Genomic DNA, 20135 nt, shown 5'->3' on the forward strand with positions numbered 1-20135 from the left:
GGCGAGGACCCGGCCCGGTGAGTCCGGCTGCGCCGTCCCCTCGGCCCCGGCCGGCTCCCGCGCCGTGGAAGCGGATGCGGATGCGGAAGCGGACGGGGAACGGGACGGGGAAGGGGTTCGTTTCGACTGCTCGCGCATGGCCCCTGCTCTTCCTGTCGGATGTACTCCTGCGGACAGAGCTGCGGCGAACGAGCGCCTGACACGCGGTCGTTCGCCGCGTTCCAGGATAGGAGGGCGCGGCGCCGGAGGTCGGCGGCAGTCCTGAAATGGACCCGGGTGGTCAGGCCAGGGTGAGGGGGAGGGCGGTCAGGCCGCGGGTGAGGCGGGTCCGGCGCCAGGTCAGGGAGTCCTCGGGGACGGCCAGACGGGTGTTCGGGAAGCGGGTCACCAGGGTGCGGAGGGCGATTTCGGCCTCGGCCCGGGCCAGCGGGGCGCCCGGGCAGCGGTGGATGCCGTGGCCGAAGGAGAGGTGGCCGCCGGCGTCGCGGTCGAGGTCGAGGCGGTCGGGGGCGGGGAAGGCCGAGGGGTCGCGGTTCGCGGCTCCGGGGGCGATCAGCACCGGGAAGCCCGCCGGGATGTCGACCCCGCCGACGCGCAGGTCCTCCGTGCTGTACCGGAAGGTGGCGACGCTCACCGGGGAGTCGAAGCGCAGCAGTTCGTCGAGGGCGCCGGGGATCAGGTCCAGGTCCCGGCGCAGCCGGTCGAAGGCTTCCGGGTGCCGGAGCAGGGCCAGGACGGCGTTGCCGATGAACTGGGTGGTGGTCTCGTGCCCGGCGACCAGGAGGAGGGCGGCCAGGGAGACGGTCTCGGCCGGGTCGAGGCCGCCCTCGTCGCAGTCGCGCAGGAGGGCGGGGAGCGGGCCGTCGCCGGGGGTGGCGCGGGCCGCCTCGACGAGGCCGGTCAGGTAGTCGCCGATCCGGTGTGACGCGGCGTCGACGCGGCCGGTGTCGGTCGCGTCGAAGAGGTCGTGGGACCAGCCGGCCAGTGCGGCGCGGTCGGATTCCGGCACCCCCAGCAGCTCGCAGACGACGGTGACAGGCAGCGGCACCGCCAGGTCCGCCACCAGGTCGACCTCCGTGTCCGGCTGCCACGCGGCCGTGAGGCCGTCGACGACCCGGGTGATGTAGGGGCGCAGGGCGCGGACGCGTCCGGTGCTGAACAGGGGCGTCACCACCCGCCGTTGGCGGGTGTGCTCGGGCGGGTCGCTCGCCAGCATGTTGCGGGAGATCGCCGGGTGCAGGTCGCGGTTCGAGGGCCGGTCCGCGAAGAAGCGGGCCGTGTCCTTGGACAGGCGGGGGTCGGTGAACGCCTCGCGGGCCTCCGCGTGGCCGGTGATCAGGTACGAGTGGTGTCCGCCGGAGCCGGTGGGGACGCGCTGGACCGGGCAGCCTTCGCGCAGGCGGTCGTAGGTGGGGTAGGGGTCGGCGAAGAAGCGGGGGTCGCGCAGGGGATCCTGCCGCGGGTCGCTCACGAGGCCGCGCCCGCGTGCTCGGGCGCCGGGTGGCGCGCGTAGGACTCCGCCACGAGCAGCAGCCACGCGGTCTCCGCCGGGAGGTCGCCCTTGCGGGAACGGGTGCCGGCGGCGGGCGGGGCCTCGTCGCCGTCGAGGGGGAGTCCGGCGCGCTTCGCGTGGACGGCCGAGGCGATGACCGCCGCCTCCACCTCGGCGTCGCCCTCGGGGGTGTCGGCCGTGCCCCGGCGGGCGACCTCGGCGGCCGCGGCGTCCCGTACCGACGCCTGCCGGTACCGGCGCAGGGCCAGTACGCAGTCGTTGATCTCGATGACCCGGCGGTGGAGGTGGAAGTCGAGGTCGTGGGTGTCGGCCCCGGTGTGGTCCGGGTCGAGCACGACCTCGGGGACCGCCGAGGTGACCTCCCGCCACAGGGGTTCCAGCGCGGTGAACGAGTTCCGTTCCCAGCGACGGCGGCGCAGCTGGCTGAGCGGCCACAGCAGGGCGGGCAGCGTGAGTCCGGCGGTGATGAGGAGCACGGCGACGGCGGGCGCGGTCACGCTGAAGGTGCAGCGGAAGGGGGTCAGCGGGCCCGAGCACCGGGCGTTCTCGGGCACGAACCCCAGGCCCAGGCCGATGGAGACCAGGGCGAAGAGCTTGTACGCGGAGTAGACGAGGGCGAAGCCACAGCCGATCGAGGTCGTGCGCAGGCCCCAGCGCTGACTGCGGCGGGTCGAGCGCGTGGACTGGGCCCAGGTCTGCAGCAGGAAGTCCTTGGCCGTGTAGCCGAGGTAGGAGATGTAGATGAGCACGTAGCACGCGTACAACACCGGGTTCCGCCCGGTGAGTTGTTCGGCGGCGAAGAAGACGGTCATACCGGCCGCGGAGATCGCGAGGGCGATGACGCGCAGCCGGATCTGCCGGTGCGCCCGGTCGCGGTCCAGGTTGAGCTGGAAGAGGAAGGCGAGGACCGAGGTGGCCGCCGTCAGGGTGAAGGTGTTGCTGAGGAGCCGGGCGACGTGGGGGACCACCGATTCGACCGCGCCCTCCACGGCGGGGGTGTAGGAGGCGAAGGCGAGGGCGAACGAGGTCAGCAGCGCCGCCATCGCCCAGGTGCCCGTGGGGCGGTGTCCGCCGCGTCCGCGCACCCAGTAGGCGGCGAAGCACAGCAGCACGACGGCCGTGCCCGTGAAGAGGATGTTGATCATTTCCGGTGGCGTTTCTTCCTGTGTGGCTCGGCGAACAGCGCGTCCCAGCTCTCGGCGCCGCTGGTGGGCCGGCTCGACGGGCCTTCGCGTCCCCGGTACATGAGCTGACGGATCACACTGGCCATCACCTCGGCCTCGCGCTCGTCCTCGCTGGTGTAGCTGGTCCGGCCGGACATGCGCTGGACGAGCGTGGGGTCGAACCCGATCGCGCGCAGCGTGTCCTGGTCCAGCTCCAGGCTGCCGGGGTGGTCGCAGATGATGTGGCTGATCTCGTGGGCGAGGATGTGGTTCTGGTGGAGGGGGCTGGTGGCCTCCTCGTAGAACAACAGGTCGGCGTCCGGGGTCTCCAGACGGATGCCGCACGGTGCGTCCATGGCGCCCAGGGTGCTCAACGGGCGCAGGATGATGGGGCGCCCGCGCTGTTCGGCCACGGCGTCACGGAGGTCGCGGGTGCTGAAGCGGTGCGGGAGCCGAAGTGCCTCGACGCGCGCCTCACACGTGGCGCGAAGCTGCTCAAGGTCCATGTCCTCACTCTGGTGACGCCGGGCGGGGGTGGTCGGCGATGGCGGACCTCGCCCTGGAAGCCTGGTACGCGCGCCCCATGCTGACATGTTCGCGACTCCGATTCGAGGCCGGGGTGCCACCGCGGGCGGGTCGCGCGGCCGCGGGTGCCGGGCTCGTGCCGGACTTGTTCCGGGAAACGCCTGATGCCCCCCTGTCGACGAGCGGCCGCGGGAGCGGCCACAGGGGGGTGAAGTGGGGGGCGGGGGTGCGATCGCCGCCGCCCGGTGCGCGGTTCAGTCGTCCAGGTTGAGGTCCTGCGCGGTGTCGTCGGTGGTGAGCCCTTCGAGCTTCCGGGCCTGTTCGATCACGGTGGACAGCATTTTCAGGCTGTCGACACTCAGGCCGTTGGCGCGCAGGGCCACCTTGCGGACGTCCTGGTCGCGCATGGCGGCGAGGAGGCCGATCTCCGCCTTGGTGCGTTCGGCCGCCGCGCTGTCGACGAAGTAGCCCGCCGGGACGCCGAAGAAGTCGGCCAGGGCCTTGATGGTGTGCCGCGTCGGGTTCCGCTTGGCGCCCGTGCGCAGCTGCTGGATGGCACTCGCCGTCACCCCGCGCCCCTCCCCGGTCGAGGTCTTGAGGATTCCCTCGGCGACCTCGGCGTAGGTGTACGGCCCCCGGGAAGGGGGGTGCACCTCGCGGAAGAGGTGGTCCAGGAGCTGGGCGAAGGTGGGTGACTGGTCATCCTCCATGTACACGACCTCCTTGATGTGATGCCGAGTCTTTGCCCACCACAGTGTTTCTCGAAGCCCATTGGGGCTGGCTCCGGCAACACTTTGGTTGACGCCGGACAGTCACTCTGGTGTACGTTACCAATGCTTCGCCGCCACTGAAGTGTTGAGCCGGTGGTGGTGGGGGCAACGGCCGGGTCGGGGTCGAGCTTCACGGGGGTGAGTTCGGCCAACGGCCCGGAGCGCCGTGGCCGCGCCGGACGGGTTCGCCCGGCCGGCGCGCGGCACGACGAGGACTTCATTCAGTGCTGGACGGGGCAGCCAGTGGACGGTTGGTTCTGTCCGTCCAGGAGGCGCGCAGTGCCGTCGGTGATCGCTTTGCTGGAGTGCCGTGAGGCGCTGGCGCGGGAAGAGCCCGAGTACTGGCTGGAGCGGTGCGGGAGGCCGAGGAGCGTGTTGCTGCGGCCCGGCAGCGTGTGGAACCTGCACGAATTGCCTGCGAGGAGGTGCTGCGTGCGCTGGCCGAGCCGGGCGAAGTCGCCGCACGTCGCGCGGAGAGCGGGCTGGGAACGGCATCCGGGTCCAGGGGCACTGGTCGCAGACAGCGTCCCCGCCGCCCGCCGTCTACCGCATGGCCCACTGCTGATTGCTGCCGCCATGGCAGGCCCACAGCTCAAGCTTCGTGCCGTTGGTGGTGCCGTTGTTGTAGGCGTCCAGGCACATTCCGGACTGCACGCCGGTGATCGTGCCGTCGGCGTTCACGTTCCATTGCTGGTTGGTCTGGCCGTTGCAGTCCCAGACCACGGCCGCCGTGCCGTTGGTGGCGCCGTTGTTGTAGGCGTCCAGGCACTTGTTGCCGTAGATCATCAGCTGCTTGCTCGCGGTGTACGTCCATTTCTGGTTGGCCTGCCCGTTGCAGTCCCACAGCTGCGCCTGGGTGCCGTTGGTGGCCGAGTAGTTGTCGATGTCCACGCAGCGGCCGGACTGGCCGCCGACGATCTGCTTCGCGCCGGCCGTACCGGCGTCGGTGCCGGTCACGGTGAGCAGGACGGCCTGGCCCGCCGGGACGCTGGTGGCGTAGCTGCCGGTGAAGGTGCCCCGGTCGGTGGCGGCCCACAGATCGCGTACCGACGCTGCGCCGGTCAGGCCGAGGTCGGCCCAGTTGGCAGTGATCGTGGCCGCCGAGCCGGTGCGGTTGAGCAGGACCACCGCACGTCGGCCGCTGCCGGACAGGGTCTTGCTGTAGACCTGCAGCCCGCTTTGGTCCTCGGCGACCTTCACGCCCTGCTGGCCGCGGGCGTCCTGGTCGACAGCGATCACTTCCGGGTTGGTCAGGACACTGCGCGCGTCGCTGTTCATCGTGGCCAGGTTGTTGCCCGCCAACAGCGGGGCGCCGGAGACGGCCCACAGGCTCAGGTGGGTGCGGTTCTGTGCCGGGGTGAACCCGCCCATTCCCACGACCAGCATGTCCGGATCGTTGTAGTGGCCCGGGCTCTGGGCGCTCGGATGCTGTGCCGCATCGAAATTGGACAGCACACTGGTCATCGACGCACTGATGTCGCTACTGGTGCGCCACAGGTTGGACATGCCCGGTGCCCAGTTCCACGGGCTCTCGTTGCCCCAGTCGCACACCGACAGCACCATCGGCCGGCCGGTCGTCGCGGTGGCGCGACTGATCGAGTCGCTGATCGCCTGGTAGGTGCTCTGTGCCTTCAGCCCCTCGGCGTTGCCGCCGCACCAGTCGACCTTGACGTAGTCGAAGCCCCACCGGGAGAACTGGAGGAAGTCCTGGTCGTAGTGGCCCTCGCTGCCACTGCCCGGCGCCGCCGGACGGCCGGTGGGATAGTAGTAGCCGCAGCCGTCGCGGCCGGCGTCGGTGTAGATCCCGGCTTTGAGGCCCTTGCTGTGGATGTAGTCGGCGATGGCGTTCATCCCGCCGGGCCAGTCGGCGGGATCCACCGTGATGTTGCCGGAGGAGTCGCGGGTTCCCTGCCACCAGCCCTCGTCGATGTTGACGTACTGGTATCCGGCGTCCTTCATCCCCGAAGCCACCATGGCGTCGGTCTGCGACTTGATGACGTCGTAGTTGATCTGCGCGGCGAAGCTGTTCCACGACGCCCAACCCATCGGCGGCGTACTGATCGACGCGACCGTCTGGACAGCGGCCTGTGCCGGAGGACCGCTCGTTGCCGCGTTGCCTGCCAGTGCACCAAGGAGCACCGCCGCAGCGGCCCCCAGACGGGCCAACCGGGTGCGGCCCGGTCCACGGGTCGGCCGACGGACGGCGACCGCATCCGGCGTGCGCGACCCTGCCACGCCGCGGGGCGGAGCTGGTGCCCGGCGCTTCGCACCGGCCCAACGGCATGCCCATACACGCATGTTCATGTGATCTCCCAGCTCTGCATTGAGCAAGATCCATTTATTGTTAGCGCTAACAATCCATGACAGCCAGGATCATGTCCATGGCGGGATATATCCGAGAAGCTTCGGCACGGAGACACTCCCGTACCGTCCATGCACTGTCAAGAAGTGCGACAGGTGCTGCCGCGAGGCCGGCGGATGAGGTGACCCCCGGGTGGGTCATGCTGGAAGGAGCCTGCTGTGAAGGCTGGGATCGCTTCATCCTGAAGTTGCTGGTCGCGGGTGCGCCCGCCGAGGATGGCACCCGCGCAGGCCAGGAGCCTGATTGGAGGTCGGGACCCACCAGAACAACCACCAAAGAGGGCGCATTTTCCTAGAACGGACCAAGGCGCTGGAAGTGCTGCCCGGCTGGAACTGGAACGGGCCCCGCAGTTGGACCAACTGACCTCCTTTTCACTGAAGCTCCTCCGCTCGCGCGACCAGTCGGCGCGGTGCCTGCGCGATGAACGCCGAGTTCGAGGCCCTCGCCATCCGATGCCGAGCACCCGAGCGGCACGCGAGTCCTGTCGGCGCCCGACAGTCCCATCGACCGCCGCACAAACCATTGGAAGACGGGCGGATCCACGCGTCGGCCAGGGTCGGCAACAGCCCCTGATGGAGTGTCACGCGCAGCCGTCCACCGGCTGTCCAGCCGGTCCCGTACTCACGTTGCCGTCGTGCCGCCCGGGTTGCTCGCCCGGGCGACCTGCGCGGTCCGAGGCGGGACCTGTCCACCAGAACGAGGGTGAAGCGACAACGGGCACCTCGGCAGCTGAATCGGTCGACGAGGCAGCCCGAGATGCCCATCGATCACGCTCGCGCACCGGGAAGCACCGACAGTCGGCAGAGGTGTTGTGACAGTTGTTCACGTTAACAATCGGGTCTGTGTGAAACCTTGACGCAACCTGTGCCCGCCTCCATAGTTGGCAATCGCGCTGCTCAAACAGTCACAACCCTGGGCGTTCCATGCGCAATTCCATAGAATGAATTGTTAGCGCTAACAATCGGCGCACCGGTTCCGCTCACAGACGGACGAAGGAGTTCGCACGTGATCATTTCAGGATGGATGCGCCACGCTCGGCGCACCCTGCTGGCGACGGGGGCGACTCTCGCCCTTGCCGCCGGCGTACTGGTCGGCACCGCCACCACCTCGCAGGCGGCCACCCAGCAGGCGTGTGACATCTACGCCGCGGGCGGCGCCCCGTGCGTGGCCGCGCACTCCACCACCCGGGCGCTGTACGCCGCGTACAACGGCCCTCTGTACCAGGTACGACGCGCCTCGGACAATGCCACCGCGAACATCGGCCTGCTCGCCGTCGGCGGCTACGCCAACGCCGCCGCCCAGGACTCCTTCTGCTCCGGCACCAGCTGCGTGATCACGGTGATCTACGACCAGTCAGGCAAGGGCAACAACCTCACCCAGGCGCTCAAGGGCCAATGGCCCGGCCCGGCGGCCGGAGGCAACGACAACCTGGCCAACGCCACCGCCGCCCCGGTCACCGTCGGCGGCCACAAGGCCTACGGCGTCTACGTGGCCCCCGGCACCGGCTACCGGAACAACAACACCTCCGGCATCGCCACCGGCGACGCGGCCGAGGGCATGTACGCGGTCCTGGACGGCACGCACTACAACGGTGGTTGCTGCTTCGACTACGGCAACGCCGAGACGACCGGCAACGACGACGGCAACGGGACCATGGAGGCCATCTACTTCGGCAACAGCAAGGGCTGGGGCTGGGGCAGCGGCAACGGCCCGTGGGTCATGGCCGACCTGGAGAACGGCCTGTTCTCCGGCGTCAATGCCGGCTACAACGCCAACGACCCGACCGTGAACAACCGCTTCCTGACCGCCATCGTCAAGGGCGGCGCGAACCAGTGGGCGATCCGCTCCGGCAACGCCCAGTCCGGCGCGCTGTCCACCTCCTACAGTGGTGTGCGCCCCAACGTCTCGGGCTACAACCCGATGAAGAAGCAGGGCGCGATCATCCTCGGCATCGGCGGTGACAACAGCAACAGCTCCGCCGGCACCTTCTACGAAGGCGTGATGACCTCCGGCTACCCCAGCGACGCCACCGAGAACGCGGTCCAGGCCAACATCACCGCCGCCGGCTACGCCGACTCCTCCTCGGGCACCGGCCCCATCGCCCCCGGCTCGCGGATCTCCCTGCAGGCCACCACCTCCTGCTGCAACAGTGACTACATCCGCCACGACGACGCCGACACCAAGGTCGTCATCTCCCCCGTCGACGCCTCCAGCAGCGCCACCGTCAAGGCCGACTCCACCTGGATCGTCCGGGCCGGCCTGGCCAACAGTGCCTGCGTCTCCTTCGAGTCCGCCAACAACTCGGGACAGTACCTGCGGCACTCGGGCTTCCAGATCTACCTGAACGCCAACGACAACAGCTCCCAGTTCGCCCAGGACGCCACGTTCTGCCCACAGACCGGGCAAAACGGCCAGGGCTACTCCTTCCGGTCGGTCAACTACCCCGACAAGTACCTGCGCCATTACAACTACACTCTCGACGCCGCCTCCAACGGCGGCTCCAACACCTGGGACAGCACCACCTTCTGGACCGACGACACCAGCTGGCTCGTCGCCCAGCCCTGGGGCTGACCCCCCACCCCACCGCCGGGCCGCACGGAGAAACCCTCCGTGCGGCCCGGCGCAGCCTGCCGGGGCGTGGTCACCCGGGCATCCACGAACAACCCGGACAGCCCACAGCCGGTGGCGTTCATAGTCGGTTTTCCACGGGTCGAACCGTTCGGGCTGGTCGCGACAGCAGGGGTGGCAGCAGGGGTGGCCTACTCCAGCGGCTTGTCATCGCGGAAGCGCCGCAGCACGTTGTCGACGGACTTCCCCCTGCCCCACCGCGTACGGTCGACGGGCCCGTCCGTGTCGATCTCCCCACGGACACCGCCTGGTCCCTTCGGGTTCACCCCGAAGGGACCAGGCCGGCGTTTCCCAACGGCCGTGAAGCCAACGGCCCGAGCCGACCCCCGTCAGTAGCCGACGTGGAAGGTGGCGTCGGCCTTGTCCGTGGTGGTGGAGATCGGGTCGATGCGCAGGACGTAGCCGGTGTGCCGGATGTAGCGCGTCGGGAAGTTGTGCGATCGGAACGACGACCAGGCGGAGTCGGCCAGCCCGGCGGTCTTGTGGAACGTGGCGTCCGCGGCGAAGGTCGCGGTGCCGTCGTTCTCTTCCAGCCGCAGGTCGTAGTTGAAGTGCCGCAGATAGCGGGTCGGGAGGTCCACCGACTGGAAGGAGACACCCGCGCTGTCGGCCAGGCCGGGCACGAGCTTCCACTGCGACTCGGTGTACGGGTCGAACGGGTAGACATCGATCCGGCCGACCGAGTTGGCATGACGGACGTAACGGTCGGGGTAGTTGTAGGACTTCAGCCGGTTCCAGGCGGGACTGCCCCACTTCGCCACGAGGTTGTCGTACTCACTCGTGGTGATCGTCGCGATGGTGCAGTGCTTGGAGTTGAGCGGCTGGGTGTAGAGGCGCTGGTCGAGCGGGGTCCAGGTGCCGGCGGCGAGGTCGTTGCTCTGCCAGGCGTAGAAGACACCGTTGGGCGTGTAGGTGTCGCCCCACAGGTACCAGGATCCCGAGGTCAGGGACTTCACCAGGGTCGGCGCCTCGGTGCCGCCGTGGGCGACCGCCGTGCTGAAGGGCGTGAAGCTGCCCGGATTGAGGGTGGTCGACCGCGCGCCGACCAGGGTCTGGTCCCTCTTGTGGTAGAGGTAGTTGACGCCGTTGACGCCGTTGACGCCGTTGACGCCCACGGCCAGAGTGCCGTCAATGATGTCGTAGCCGGGATCGAAGAAAACCTGCGGGGACGACACCGTCTGGAAATCGGTGGTGTAGTTCACCATGATCACGCCGTGGCCGCTGGCATTGACGGACGAGTAGATGATCCCGTACGCGCCCCGGCCTGCATCCCAGAACGACTCGGGCGCCCAGCTGTGGGTGACCATGTCGTGCAGCTTCAGGCGTCGGTAGCCCGTGAAGCTGCGCAGGTCCGCAGAGTCCCAGACGTGGATGTACTGACTGTTGTAGCCCCAGTCGGTGCCCTTGAGGTCGGTGGCGAGTACGACGAAGGTGCCGTCCTGCCTGCGCATGATGAACGGATCACGCAGGCCGCCCGCACCCGCGGTCGGGGTCACCACGGGGTTGTTCTGGTTGAGCGGCATCCAGCGCAGGCCGTCGGTGCTGACGGCCAGGTGCAGGCCGTAGTTGGCGTCCAGCATGGTCGCGGACTCGGTGAAGTAGCCCATGACGTAGGCCGCGTCGGCAGCGTAGGCGGGCCGCGCGCCCAGGGCCAGCGTTCCGGACAGGGCCAGCGGGACGGTGGCGGCCATACCGAGGAACAGGCGTCGCGACGGGTGGGGGCCGGGGCCGGTTGTTGCGGTCATGTGCGCTCCAGGGTGCGTGGGGGCGGGCGGCCGTTCTCGGCGGTCACGGCATGCACCGTCGCAGTGCTGGGCGGGGGCGCCCGGACCACGGATGCAACGGGTCAGCGGGTGGTCGCGGATGTTGCGTCTCGGGGCGGGAGGTTGCTGCCCGTTCCGGGGAGCCCAGCCCGTCGGGAGTGCGGGGACGGTGGAAGCCGGACCGATTGTTAGCGCTAACAATCAATTCAGCCAGGTTGCGCGGTAGATGAGAGCGGCTCGGTGGCCATCACTATGGGTCAGCCCGAGTAACGCGTCAAGGTCACGCGCAAGGTCGTCCCGCTGCCGGGCCGGGAATGGCGGCCCGACCCGATCCGTCGTCCCGGACGGGCACGTCGGCCTCGACGAAGTCCAGCCGCCGGTTCATGCCGATGGCCGCAGCGTTGCCCGGGTGGTGGAAGGCCCGCATCCAGTGCACGCCGTGCGAACGCGGGAAGCTGATCGCCAGAAGCTTCATCGCCAGCGCGACGCCCTGCCCCGGTGGCCGGCCAGCACTCCGTCTGCGCTATTGGGGGATGGTGAGCAGGATGCGGCCGTGGCCACCGCCGGCGTCGACGTGGTCGTGGGCCTTGGCGATGTCGTCCAGCGGGTGACGGTCGCCGACGGCGACGGTGAGGGCGCCGACGGCGGCTGCGGAGGTGAGGTCGCGGGCGGCCTGGCCCTTGGCCTCGGCGGGGAAGTCGTCGCTGCCGAGCAGTCGCAGGGTGACGTTGTTGAACAGCAGCGGCCAGAAGGGGATCTCGGTGCGGTCCGTGCGGGTGGCGTAGGCGGCGATGACGGCGTTGTTGGCGGCGACGGCGTTGTCGAGATCGGCGTTGTCGGACAGCGCGACCTCGATGATCCGGTCGACGCCCCGCGGCGCGTACGAGCGGATGGCCGCGGCGGGGGCGCCGGCATCCAGAGCGACGGCGTGGGAGACGACGGCCGGGTCGACGCGGTCGAGGTCCGCGGTGCGGCGGACGGTGGCGATCACAGTCGCGCCGGCCCAGTGGGCGAGCTGGGCGGCCAGGGAGCCGACGCCGCCGAGGACTCCGTGGACCAGGGCCAGCCGGCCGTCGACCGGGCCGTCGGCGAAGACGGTGCGGTGGGCGGTGATGCCGGGGATGCCGAGGCTCGCCCCCAGCTCATCGGTCAGATGGTCTGGCAGAAGTACGGCTTGGTGGTCAGGTACGACGGTGTACTGAGCAGCTGTACCGAAGGGGCGGTAGGACTGGGCGCCGTACACCCAGACCCGCTGTCCGACGCGACGGGCGTCGCCGTGGGCGCCCACGGCGTCGATGACCCCGGCGGCGTCGCTGTGCGGGATCACCCGTGGATAGGGCATGGACGAGCCGAGCCAGCCACGCCGCTTCTTGGTGTCGCCGGGGTTGACGCCCGAGACGGTGACACGGACGCGGACCTCGCCGGGGCCGGGGACAGGATCAGGGAGTTCACCGACGTGCAGGACGTCGGCGGCGGGCCCCTGGTCGTCGTACCAGGAAGCAAGCATGGGGGTACCTCCGTGGACAGTCAGCTCGCGGGAGCGGCGGGTGCGTGCGGATCGCTGTCGGCGCGTCCGGTGTCGAATGCGGGGGCTTCGTCCCCGAGGGCCTCGCACAGCCAGGTCCGCTCCGCGCCGCTGGTGGCTCGGGCGGTGAGCAGCATGCCGCGACGGTAGGGGTCGGCGATCTCCTCGGCACGCAGGGGCCGCTCGTTGTCGTAGAAGAAGCTCGCCGGTTCTTCCAGGAACTCCAGCCGTCTGCGCAGCACCGCGTGCTGTTCGGTCACGTCGGGCAGGTGGGAGAGGAAGGCCAGAACGATGTAGAACCGGGTGAAGTCGGTGATCTCGTGGTCGGCGGGCTTGCGCAGGCGCTGAAGCATGTCGGCCCGCCCGGCCGCGGTCAGGCTGAGCACGTACCGGGCCGCCCCCGCGGCCGGGTCGGCGCGCCGCTCGATCAAGCCCGCCTTGGTCAGGCGATTGATCGCCGGATACAGGCTGCCGTCGCTGACCGGCCGCGTATAGCCGGTCAGCTGTGAGACGCGGTGGCGCAGCTCGTGTCCAGGCAGGGGTCCCTCGGCGAGGAAGCCGAGTATCGCTAGTTCCAGCATGAGTCCATCTTCGCACAGGCACATCGAATCGATGTGCACATCGATTCGATGTTACGCTCGTAGGCACCCGCCCAAACGTTTCTTGGAGAGGCCCAGCAAGATGCCGTCGCAGTCCACCGAGTCAGTGATGAACCGCTTCGTCGAGTTCATCAACACGGGCAACGAGGACCTCGCCCGCGAGGTCATTTCTCCGGGCGCGGTGTTCCACGCGCCAAGCCACCCGGAACCACTGCGGGGGCCCGATGGGTACATGGAAGTCCTCGGGATGATGCGCAGCGCCTTCCCCGACGTTCAGTGGACGCTGGAGGAGACGGTCACCGAAGGCGACACCGTGGCCGCGCGGTTCACCATGCGGGGAACCCACGACGGTGAATTCTTCGGGATCCCGGCGAGCGGCAACAAGATCTCGGTGCAGGCCATGAACTTCTACTACCTGGCCGAGGGCCGGATCGTCGGCGAACGGGGGCAGCCCGACCTCCTCGGGGTGATGCAGCAGATCGGTGCCCTACCGGCGCCGTGAGGCAGACAGTCGCCTCCTCCTCCCGCGCAACCGTCCAGGTCCGCGCTGCCGCCCTCCCGCAAGGCACATCATGGAATCCCTCGCACCCGCACCGCCCGCTCAGGCGATAGCCGTCCTGCCCCGGTCCTCCCTTCTGGTGGCGGCCCTGTCCACCGTCGTGGAGTGGTACGACTTCACGCTGTACCTGTACATGACCACCGTGCTGTCCCGGGTGTTCTTCGGCACCGGCTCCACCTCGCTCCTGATCACCCTGGCGGTCTTCGCCGTCGCCTACCTGATGCGCCCGCTCGGCGCGATGGCCTTCGGCCACATCGGGGACCGGCTCGGGCGCCGCAAGGTGCTGCTCGGCTCGATGGCGGTGATGACCTCCGCGATGCTGGCCACCGCCCTGCTCCCGACCCGCGACCAGATCGGCTCCGCCGCCGGGGTTCTGCTGTTGCTGCTGCGCTGCGTCATGGGCTTCGCCGTCGGCGGCGAGTACACCGGCGTCACCGCCTACCTGGTCGAAGGCACCGCACCCCACCGGCGCGGCCTGGTCGCCTCGCTGGCCTCCGCCGCCAGTGAGGTCGGTGCGCTGCTCGCCGCCGGGGTCACTGCCCTCACCGTCACCCTCGTCCCCGGTCCCGCCCTGGACGCGTGGGGGTGGCGCATCCCCTTCCTGTTCGGCGCGCTGCTCGCCACCACGGTGCTGATCGCCCGCTCCACCATGCGCGAATCCCCCGCCTTCGAGCAGCAGCCCCCGCCCGACACCAAGGGCGCGGGCCCGCTGATGACCACTCTGCGCACCCAGCGCCCCGCGCTCTACCGGACGTTCGCGATCTCGGCGCTCGGCTCGGTGACGTACTACGTCGGCATCAGCTACGTCCCCACCTACCTCGGCGCGGTCAGCGGCTTCAGGGAGTCCGACGCCCTGTGGCTGTCGACCATCGCGGCCCTCGTCGTCATCGTCGTCACGCCGTTCGCGGGTGCCCTGTCCGACCGGGTCGGCCGCCGCCCCGCACTCACGCTCTTCGGTGCCCTGGCGGTGATCCTGCCGCCGGCCATGTTCGGCCTGATGACCCAGGGCAGCTTCGCCGCCGCACTGACCGGCGCGGTCGTCCTGGCCTGCGTGGCAGGCGGCATCAGTGCGGTCGCGGCCTCCGCGATCGCCGAACAGTTCCCCGTCGCCCAGCGCCTCAGCGGCCTCGCGCTCGGCGCCACCGCTGCTACCGCCCTCTTCGGCGGACTCACCCCTTACGCCTCCCAGGCCCTGGTCGACTCCACCGGCTGGGCCCTGATCCCCGGTGCCCTGGTCGCCGCCACTGCCCTGGCCGTCCTGCCCGTCCTGCGCCGCCTCCCGGAAACCGCACCAGCCATCCGTGCACCCCAGCCCGGCCATCTCGCCCCGGCACCCGAACCCCAAGCCCGCTGAGCTGACTTCGTGCGCTGCAACAACCTCACCGACGTCGCCCGGCCCGCCGCACTCTTCGCCCCCCGCCACAGTCCGTACCCGGACCTTCGACACCCCGGAGTCCCTCGGCATCACCTTCCACGAGGTCCACGCGAAGCCGATCGTCAGCCGGGTCCCGGACGGCTCCAAGCCTTCCAGGGTGCCGCTCTCATAAATGACGCATTGCCCGATGCCAACCAGCCGCCTCGCCGCCACCAGGGAGGGCATGGCCGCGTGCGGGGTGGCCGGGAAGGGTGATGATCGTACCGAGAGCGGAGCTGGCGAGCGAAGGGTGTGGCGGGTGGGCGAAGGTGCGGGGATCGGTTCGGCGCAGGAGGCGGCGAACGACGAGCTGGTGCTCGCGTTCGGACGGCTGCAGGGGGCCGCGGGGCGGCTGGAGTACCTGCTCGGCGGTGCGATCGAGGAGGAGTTCGGGATCAGTCACCTGATGTACGAGGTGCTGCTGATCGTGGGCCGGGCGGGCGGCGCGGGCATGTCCATGCGGGCCATCGCGCAGGAGCGGGTCCTGACCACGGGCGGGATGACCCGCCTGGTGGACCGGATGGAGGTGGCCGGCCTGGTGGTGCGCGCCGACGACCCCGCGGACCGCAGGGGCAAGCTGGTACGGCTCACCGCGCGGGGCGAGGACATCGTGGTGCGGGCCAGCCGGCTGCACGTGGAGAACATCCGCCGCCACTTCCTGGCACCGCTGCCCGAGGAGGCGCGGGAGCAGTTCATGGAGTGCCTGCGGATCCTGTCCCACTCGGCGCGGGACGCCCTGCCCCGCCTGCGGTAGGGGCGGAAGCCCCGAGGGGAGGGGGCCTTCACGGTGCAGGAATACCTGACGCGACAGATACTGTTCAAGCAGGTATATCGCTTCGGTGCGGAGCGACTCCCTCTGCGAAGGCCTCCCCATGAAACTCGTCTACGTCTTCGACGCCTACTGCGGCTGGTCCTACGGTTTTGCCCCCACCCTGGCCGAGGTCACCCGGCGTCACCCCGAACTGCCCGTCGAGGTCGTGTCGGGCGGCTTGTTCACCGGGCCGCGGGCCGTCCCGATCCGCGAGTTCGGCTACGTCCAGGGCGCGAATGCCAAGATCAGCGAGCTGACCGGTGCCGGGTTCGGGGCCGGGTACGAGCGGCTGATCGCCGACGGCTCGTTCGTCATGGACTCCCTGGACGCCGCCCGGGGCATGGCGGCGCTGCGGCAGGCGGCCCCGGAACGGGCGGCGGAGCTGGCCACGGCCGTGCAGGCCGCGTTCTACCAGGACGGCCTGAGCCTGTCCGACCCAGAGACCTTCGCCCGGATCGCCGCGGCAGTCGGCCTTGATGCGCTGGAGGTCGGCTCCGCGCTCGCCGCACCGGCTGCCTCCCTGGCGGCCGAGGCCGACTTCCGGCGGGCGGCAACCCTGGGCGCGAACGCCTACCCGACCCTCCTGGTCCAGGACGGCGACCGCACCGCGGTGCTCGCCGTCGGCCACGCCCATCCCGACACGATCGACACCCTCCTGGAGCAGTTCGGCTCCGCCCGCACCCGGTCGGCCGCGTCCGGCCGCTGAATCCCGGCCGACACACCGGCACGGTCGGTGCCGCCCGCACCCGGCGGCGCGAACCTGAACCCACACGGCGGGCAACCAGCCTCACCCCTCAGCACCCCCCACTCTGATCCCGGCAAAGGACATGATGATGAGCACTCTCGACTTCAAGGTCATCGACCTGGACTTCCCCGTCGGCTCGAGGAACAAGACCGCCACCCTCATCACCGGTGAGCACGACGCGTTCCTCATCGACACCGGATTCACCCGCGCCGACGGCCACCGGCTGGCCGCCGAGATCCTCGACTCCGGCAAGAACCTCACCAAGGTCTTCATCAGCCATGCAGACCCCGACTACTACTGGGGCGCCGAAGTCATCGCCGACGCCTTCCCGGATGCCGAGATCCTGGCGACACCGCTGGTGATCGAGCACATCAAGGCCGCGTACGAGGGCAAGCTCAAGGCCTGGGAGCCGGTGGGCGCCAACCGCCCCACCCGCCTGGTCGAGATGGCCGAGCTGACCGGTGACCTCACCTTCGAAGGGCACGTCTTCCAGCTCAAGGGCGGCCACCCGGGGCTGCCCGACCGCCACTACCTGTGGCAGGCCGAACACCGGGCGATCGTCGCCGGCGTCCTGCTCTTCCAGAACGAGCACGTCTGGGTCGCCGACACCGGCAAGCCCCAGGACCGCGCCGTGTGGATCGAGCTGCTGGATGAGATGGCGGCCCTGGACCCCGCCTTCGCCGTCCCCGGCCACCGCCTGCCCACCACCACCCTCGACGCGAGCCCGATCGCCTACACCCGGGACTACCTCACCGCCTTCGAGGACGAGCTGGACAAGGCCGACAACGGTGAGGCCCTGACGAACGCGCTGGTCGCCCGCTACCCCGACTCCGGCATGCTCATCGCGGCCCAGCTCGGCGCGAAGGTCGCCAAGGGCGAAATGACCTGGGGCTGACCCAGCGCCCGACCACGGGTCCGGCCGGGGACGCGGGCCGGACCGTGCCCGCCGAGCCCGGCGAGAACCCCTGAGCACCACCGCCCGCGACACCCAGGCCGCCGGCCCCGCGCCCGCCAGTTCGGCCCCGCGCTCCTGGGGACCTACGGCCACCTCGCCGCGTACCTGATCGCGCCGGTCCTCGGAGCGCCCTCGGCGCGGGCATCCACCAGTTGCTTCAACGCTACGCAGGACCCAGGCGCGTACCCACCCACCGCCTGTGCCCCACCAGCACCCCCGACCCCATCTGAGAAAGGCCGTACCCCATGGAGACCACCGACTTCCACGACTCCGCCGCCCCTGCCGTCGTGGTGCGCCGCCAGTACGTCGCCTCCGCCAACGGCGACCTCGAAGCCCTGCGGGCCACCCTGGCCGACGACGTGGAGTGGACCGAGATGGCCGGCTTCCCCCTGGCCGGCACCTACCGCACCCCCACCGGCGTCACCTCCGCCGTCATGGAACCGCTCGGCGAGTCCTGGGACGGCTGGGCCGCCCACGACGACACCTACGTCGTCGACGGCGAGAACGTCGTCGTCCTCGCCCGCTACACCGCCACCAACAAGGCCACCAACAAACCGCTCAACGCGCGCGTCGCCCACCACTTCGTCGTACGCGGCGGAAAGATCGTCCGCTTCGAGCAGTTCGTCGACACCGCCCTGGTCCGCGACGCCATGCACCCAGGCGCATGACCGCACCCGCCCAGTTCCCCGCCGGACGTCCTCGACCGGGGTCTTGAGCCCGTCGAGATCGTCGGGCTCCGCCCGACCAAGGTCCACGCGTACGGCGGCGCCACCGGTCGACCAACGACCGCCGCATTGCCGAACCGGGGAATCACCATGAACGAACCGGCCAACCGTGTCGAGGAGACCGAGCCCCGCACGATGCGCGCCATCGTCGTCTTTGAACCGGGTGGCATTGACAAACTCGTCGCCACGGACCTGCCCGTGCCCCCGGTACGCCCCGGACGGGTCCGCATCAAGGTCAAGGCGTTCGGGGTCAACGAGTCCGAGGTGACCACCCGCCGGGGCCTGTCCAGCCGCGACGTGACGCTGCCGCGGGTGCCCGGCATCGAGTGCGCCGGGGTGGTCGACGAGGCCCCCGCCGGCAGCGGCCTCACCCCCGGCCAGCAGGTGGCCACCATGATGGGCGGGATGGGGCGCTCCTACGACGGGGCGTACGCCCGGTACGTGCTGGTCCCAGCCGGACAGGTCATCCCCTTCACCTCGGACCTGCCGTGGGCCACGCTCGGCGCGCTCCCGGAGATGGTCCAGACCGCCTACGGCTCCCTGGCCGCCGGCCTGGACCTGAGTGCCGGACAGACTCTGCTGATCCGCGGCGGCACGTCCACGGTCGGTCTGACCGCCGCCGCCATGGCCAAGGACCTGGGCGCCACCGTACTGGCCACCACCCGCCGCCCCGACCGCGCGGACATGCTGCGCGACCTCGGCGTCGATCACCCCGTCTTCGACGACGGCGAGATCGCCGATGCCGTACGGGAGATCTGCCCGGGCGGGGTTGACGCGGCCTTGGAACTGGTCGGCTGCGGGCGTCTGCACGACACCCTGCGCGCGGTCCGCCTCCACGGCACGGTCTGCTTCACCGGCGCGTCGGCGGACGAGTGGACCATCCCGGACTTCAGCCCCTTCGGCTTCATCCCGAACGGGGTACGGCTGACCGCGTACGGCGGCGCGGCCACTGACCTGCCGGCCGACGTCCTCGACCACCAGCTGCGCGCCGTCGCCGACGGACGCCTGAACGTTCGCGTCGCGAAGGTCCATCACGGCCTGGAATCCGTCCGCGAGGCGCAGGCCGACTTGGAGTCCGGCGCGTTCCCGGGCAAGCACGTCGTCGTACTCGACTGAAGCGATGCTCAACCACCGGACACGAAATCCGCGCGGGGGCGCGGTGACCCTCACCGGTGCCGGATCCAGCGGACCGCGCGCCGCACGGCCACCGGCCTCCCGGACGTCAGCCACGACCGCCCCTTCACCCCGAAGCTCGACGTCTACAAGACGGCGGGCAAAGTGTTCCTGATCGTCACCGATGCCCCCGACGAGCCTGCCGACCAGATCATCACCGTCAAGTGCGATCCGGACCAGGGCAGTTCGCTGTGTATGCGCTACGAGAGCATCGTGCCGGGCCGCTATCTCAGCAAGGCGCACTGGGTCTCGGTCGGCGCGGGCCCCGACATCACGGCCGACCTGATCGAGTACCTGGTCAGCAACTCCTACGACCTCGTCCACGGCCCACCGCCCAAGAATGCCCCGCTGAGCCAGGGCATCCGATGACCCACACCGAACCCGCGCTGCCCCTGTTCGGCGACGAGCCGCCGCGCCCGCCGGCCGATCGGCTGCGCCCGCGTACGTCTCGGCGACGTGGTCGGCCAGGACCATCTCCTGGCCCCGGATGCCCCGCTCGGCCGCATGGTGGCCGGACGGCGCCTGGTCTCCACTGTTGTGGGGGCCCGCCCGGCTGCGGAAAGACCACCATCGCCCGCCTCCTGGCCGAGCGCACTGGTCTTGCCTTTGGGTCACTGTCGGCAGCCTTCTCCAGCGTCGCCGATCTGCGCAAGGTCTTCAAGACCGCCACCCGAAGACTCGAGATCGGCCAGGGTGACCGTGAGCCGGTGACGGGTGAGCCCGCGTCCGGCCGTCGGCCCCTGCCGCGGCCATTGCGGCGGTGCGGTCCTGACCGGGAGATCAGTCCTCAAGCGTTCCAGAGTGGCTGACCGATTGGACGCCTGGTCGGCGGCGTCACGACAGGCTGGTTCGCATGGAAGTGCAGGTAAGGAGCCTTCTCGTCAGAGGGGATCGATGTTCCCGAT

At 70.1% G+C, this 20135-nt stretch carries 19 protein-coding genes; 10 read left to right on the forward strand and 9 right to left on the reverse strand.

Annotation, left to right across the window (positions count from 1 at the left end; translation table 11 throughout):
* Nucleotides 1-280 precede the first annotated feature (280 nt).
* From OHS33_RS31375 to OHS33_RS31395, 5 genes are all read right to left on the reverse strand, one after another.
* Nucleotides 281-1471, reverse strand: coding sequence for a cytochrome P450 family protein (locus OHS33_RS31375; protein ID WP_330333786.1), 1191 nt, complete (start codon nt 1469-1471; stop codon nt 281-283).
* Nucleotides 1468-2658, reverse strand: coding sequence for an MAB_1171c family putative transporter (locus OHS33_RS31380; RefSeq protein WP_330333787.1), 1191 nt, complete (start codon nt 2656-2658; stop codon nt 1468-1470). Before OHS33_RS31380 ends, OHS33_RS31375 begins: the two co-directional genes overlap by 4 nt.
* On the reverse strand, nt 2655-3182 hold the full coding sequence (locus OHS33_RS31385; protein WP_330333788.1) for a regulator component: 528 nt from the start codon (nt 3180-3182) through the stop codon (nt 2655-2657). Before OHS33_RS31385 ends, OHS33_RS31380 begins: the two co-directional genes overlap by 4 nt.
* Nucleotides 3183-3455: 273 nt before the next feature.
* Nucleotides 3456-3911: a helix-turn-helix domain-containing protein gene (locus tag OHS33_RS31390; protein WP_330333789.1), complete on the reverse strand. Its 456-nt coding sequence runs from the start codon at nt 3909-3911 to the stop codon at nt 3456-3458.
* A gap of 603 nt (nt 3912-4514) precedes the next feature.
* Nucleotides 4515-6017: a glycoside hydrolase family 27 protein gene (locus OHS33_RS31395; RefSeq protein WP_443065375.1), complete on the reverse strand. Its 1503-nt coding sequence runs from the start codon at nt 6015-6017 to the stop codon at nt 4515-4517.
* Between the two features lie 1339 nt (nt 6018-7356).
* On the opposite strand from OHS33_RS31395, the gene OHS33_RS31400 reads away from it, so the two are divergent.
* Complete coding sequence (locus tag OHS33_RS31400; RefSeq protein ID WP_443065480.1) at nt 7357-8904, forward strand: alpha-L-arabinofuranosidase B; 1548 nt, start codon at nt 7357-7359, stop codon at nt 8902-8904.
* 386 nt (nt 8905-9290) lie between these two features.
* Here OHS33_RS31400 and OHS33_RS31405 read toward each other — a convergent pair whose 3' ends face one another.
* The 4 genes from OHS33_RS31405 to OHS33_RS31420 all read right to left on the reverse strand — a co-directional run bounded on the left by OHS33_RS31405 (nt 9291) and on the right by OHS33_RS31420 (nt 12830).
* On the reverse strand, nt 9291-10706 hold the full coding sequence (locus tag OHS33_RS31405; protein ID WP_330333791.1) for a glycoside hydrolase family 43 protein: 1416 nt from the start codon (nt 10704-10706) through the stop codon (nt 9291-9293).
* Between the two features lie 298 nt (nt 10707-11004).
* Nucleotides 11005-11199, reverse strand: coding sequence for a hypothetical protein (locus tag OHS33_RS31410; RefSeq protein WP_330333792.1), 195 nt, complete (start codon nt 11197-11199; stop codon nt 11005-11007).
* A gap of 48 nt (nt 11200-11247) precedes the next feature.
* On the reverse strand, nt 11248-12231 hold the full coding sequence (locus OHS33_RS31415; protein ID WP_330333793.1) for an NADPH:quinone reductase: 984 nt from the start codon (nt 12229-12231) through the stop codon (nt 11248-11250).
* Nucleotides 12232-12251: 20 nt separating this feature from the next.
* Nucleotides 12252-12830 (reverse strand): PadR family transcriptional regulator, encoded by a 579-nt coding sequence (locus tag OHS33_RS31420; RefSeq protein WP_330333794.1) that lies wholly within the window; start codon nt 12828-12830, stop codon nt 12252-12254.
* 127 nt (nt 12831-12957) lie between these two features.
* On the opposite strand from OHS33_RS31420, the gene OHS33_RS31425 reads away from it, so the two are divergent.
* From OHS33_RS31425 to OHS33_RS31465, 9 genes are all read left to right on the forward strand, one after another.
* On the forward strand, nt 12958-13350 hold the full coding sequence (locus tag OHS33_RS31425) for an ester cyclase (RefSeq protein WP_330333795.1): 393 nt from the start codon (nt 12958-12960) through the stop codon (nt 13348-13350).
* 70 nt (nt 13351-13420) lie between these two features.
* Nucleotides 13421-14761 carry an MFS transporter gene (locus tag OHS33_RS31430; protein WP_330333796.1) on the forward strand — a complete coding sequence of 447 codons (1341 nt, stop codon included), beginning with the start codon at nt 13421-13423 and terminating at the stop codon, nt 14759-14761.
* 319 nt (nt 14762-15080) lie between these two features.
* Nucleotides 15081-15575, forward strand: coding sequence for a MarR family winged helix-turn-helix transcriptional regulator (locus tag OHS33_RS31435; protein ID WP_330335280.1), 495 nt, complete (start codon nt 15081-15083; stop codon nt 15573-15575).
* Between the two features lie 118 nt (nt 15576-15693).
* Complete coding sequence (locus OHS33_RS31440) at nt 15694-16338, forward strand: DsbA family protein (protein ID WP_330333797.1); 645 nt, start codon at nt 15694-15696, stop codon at nt 16336-16338.
* 127 nt (nt 16339-16465) lie between these two features.
* Nucleotides 16466-17272 carry an MBL fold metallo-hydrolase gene (locus OHS33_RS31445; RefSeq protein ID WP_330333798.1) on the forward strand — a complete coding sequence of 269 codons (807 nt, stop codon included), beginning with the start codon at nt 16466-16468 and terminating at the stop codon, nt 17270-17272.
* Nucleotides 17273-17577: 305 nt separating this feature from the next.
* Nucleotides 17578-18000 carry a nuclear transport factor 2 family protein gene (locus tag OHS33_RS31450; RefSeq protein ID WP_330333799.1) on the forward strand — a complete coding sequence of 141 codons (423 nt, stop codon included), beginning with the start codon at nt 17578-17580 and terminating at the stop codon, nt 17998-18000.
* 192 nt (nt 18001-18192) lie between these two features.
* The gene (locus tag OHS33_RS31455) at nt 18193-19173 is read left to right on the forward strand and encodes a zinc-binding dehydrogenase (RefSeq protein WP_443065481.1); all 981 of its coding nucleotides are present in this window, start codon (nt 18193-18195) and stop codon (nt 19171-19173) included.
* A gap of 63 nt (nt 19174-19236) precedes the next feature.
* Complete coding sequence (locus OHS33_RS31460; RefSeq protein WP_330335281.1) at nt 19237-19599, forward strand: MmcQ/YjbR family DNA-binding protein; 363 nt, start codon at nt 19237-19239, stop codon at nt 19597-19599.
* Nucleotides 19596-20039: an AAA family ATPase gene (locus OHS33_RS31465; RefSeq protein WP_330333801.1), complete on the forward strand. Its 444-nt coding sequence runs from the start codon at nt 19596-19598 to the stop codon at nt 20037-20039. The genes OHS33_RS31460 and OHS33_RS31465 overlap by 4 nt, the downstream gene beginning before the upstream one ends.
* Nucleotides 20040-20135 lie beyond the last annotated feature (96 nt).

It is taken from the genome of Streptomyces sp. NBC_00536 (genome assembly GCF_036346295.1).
In the GTDB taxonomy this organism is placed as follows: Bacteria; Actinomycetota; Actinomycetes; order Streptomycetales; family Streptomycetaceae; genus Streptomyces.

Bases quoted from the DNA above. Each gene is read 5' to 3' on its own strand.
- OHS33_RS31380 (WP_330333787.1), bottom strand. From the start codon at position 2,658: ATGATCAACATCCTCTTCACGGGCACGGCCGTCGTGCTGCTGTGCTTC.
- OHS33_RS31385 (WP_330333788.1), bottom strand. From the start codon at position 3,182: ATGGACCTTGAGCAGCTTCGCGCCACGTGTGAGGCGCGCGTCGAGGCA.
- OHS33_RS31390 (WP_330333789.1), bottom strand. From the start codon at position 3,911: ATGGAGGATGACCAGTCACCCACCTTCGCCCAGCTCCTGGACCACCTC.
- OHS33_RS31395 (WP_443065375.1), bottom strand. From the start codon at position 6,017: ATGGGTTGGGCGTCGTGGAACAGCTTCGCCGCGCAGATCAACTACGAC.
- OHS33_RS31400 (WP_443065480.1), top strand. From the start codon at position 7,357: ATGCGCCACGCTCGGCGCACCCTGCTGGCGACGGGGGCGACTCTCGCC.
- OHS33_RS31405 (WP_330333791.1), bottom strand. From the start codon at position 10,706: ATGACCGCAACAACCGGCCCCGGCCCCCACCCGTCGCGACGCCTGTTC.
- OHS33_RS31410 (WP_330333792.1), bottom strand. From the start codon at position 11,199: ATGAAGCTTCTGGCGATCAGCTTCCCGCGTTCGCACGGCGTGCACTGG.
- OHS33_RS31415 (WP_330333793.1), bottom strand. From the start codon at position 12,231: ATGCTTGCTTCCTGGTACGACGACCAGGGGCCCGCCGCCGACGTCCTG.
- OHS33_RS31420 (WP_330333794.1), bottom strand. From the start codon at position 12,830: ATGCTGGAACTAGCGATACTCGGCTTCCTCGCCGAGGGACCCCTGCCT.
- OHS33_RS31425 (WP_330333795.1), top strand. From the start codon at position 12,958: ATGAACCGCTTCGTCGAGTTCATCAACACGGGCAACGAGGACCTCGCC.
- OHS33_RS31430 (WP_330333796.1), top strand. From the start codon at position 13,421: ATGGAATCCCTCGCACCCGCACCGCCCGCTCAGGCGATAGCCGTCCTG.
- OHS33_RS31440 (WP_330333797.1), top strand. From the start codon at position 15,694: ATGAAACTCGTCTACGTCTTCGACGCCTACTGCGGCTGGTCCTACGGT.
- OHS33_RS31445 (WP_330333798.1), top strand. From the start codon at position 16,466: ATGAGCACTCTCGACTTCAAGGTCATCGACCTGGACTTCCCCGTCGGC.
- OHS33_RS31450 (WP_330333799.1), top strand. From the start codon at position 17,578: ATGGAGACCACCGACTTCCACGACTCCGCCGCCCCTGCCGTCGTGGTG.
- OHS33_RS31455 (WP_443065481.1), top strand. From the start codon at position 18,193: ATGCGCGCCATCGTCGTCTTTGAACCGGGTGGCATTGACAAACTCGTC.
- OHS33_RS31465 (WP_330333801.1), top strand. From the start codon at position 19,596: ATGACCCACACCGAACCCGCGCTGCCCCTGTTCGGCGACGAGCCGCCG.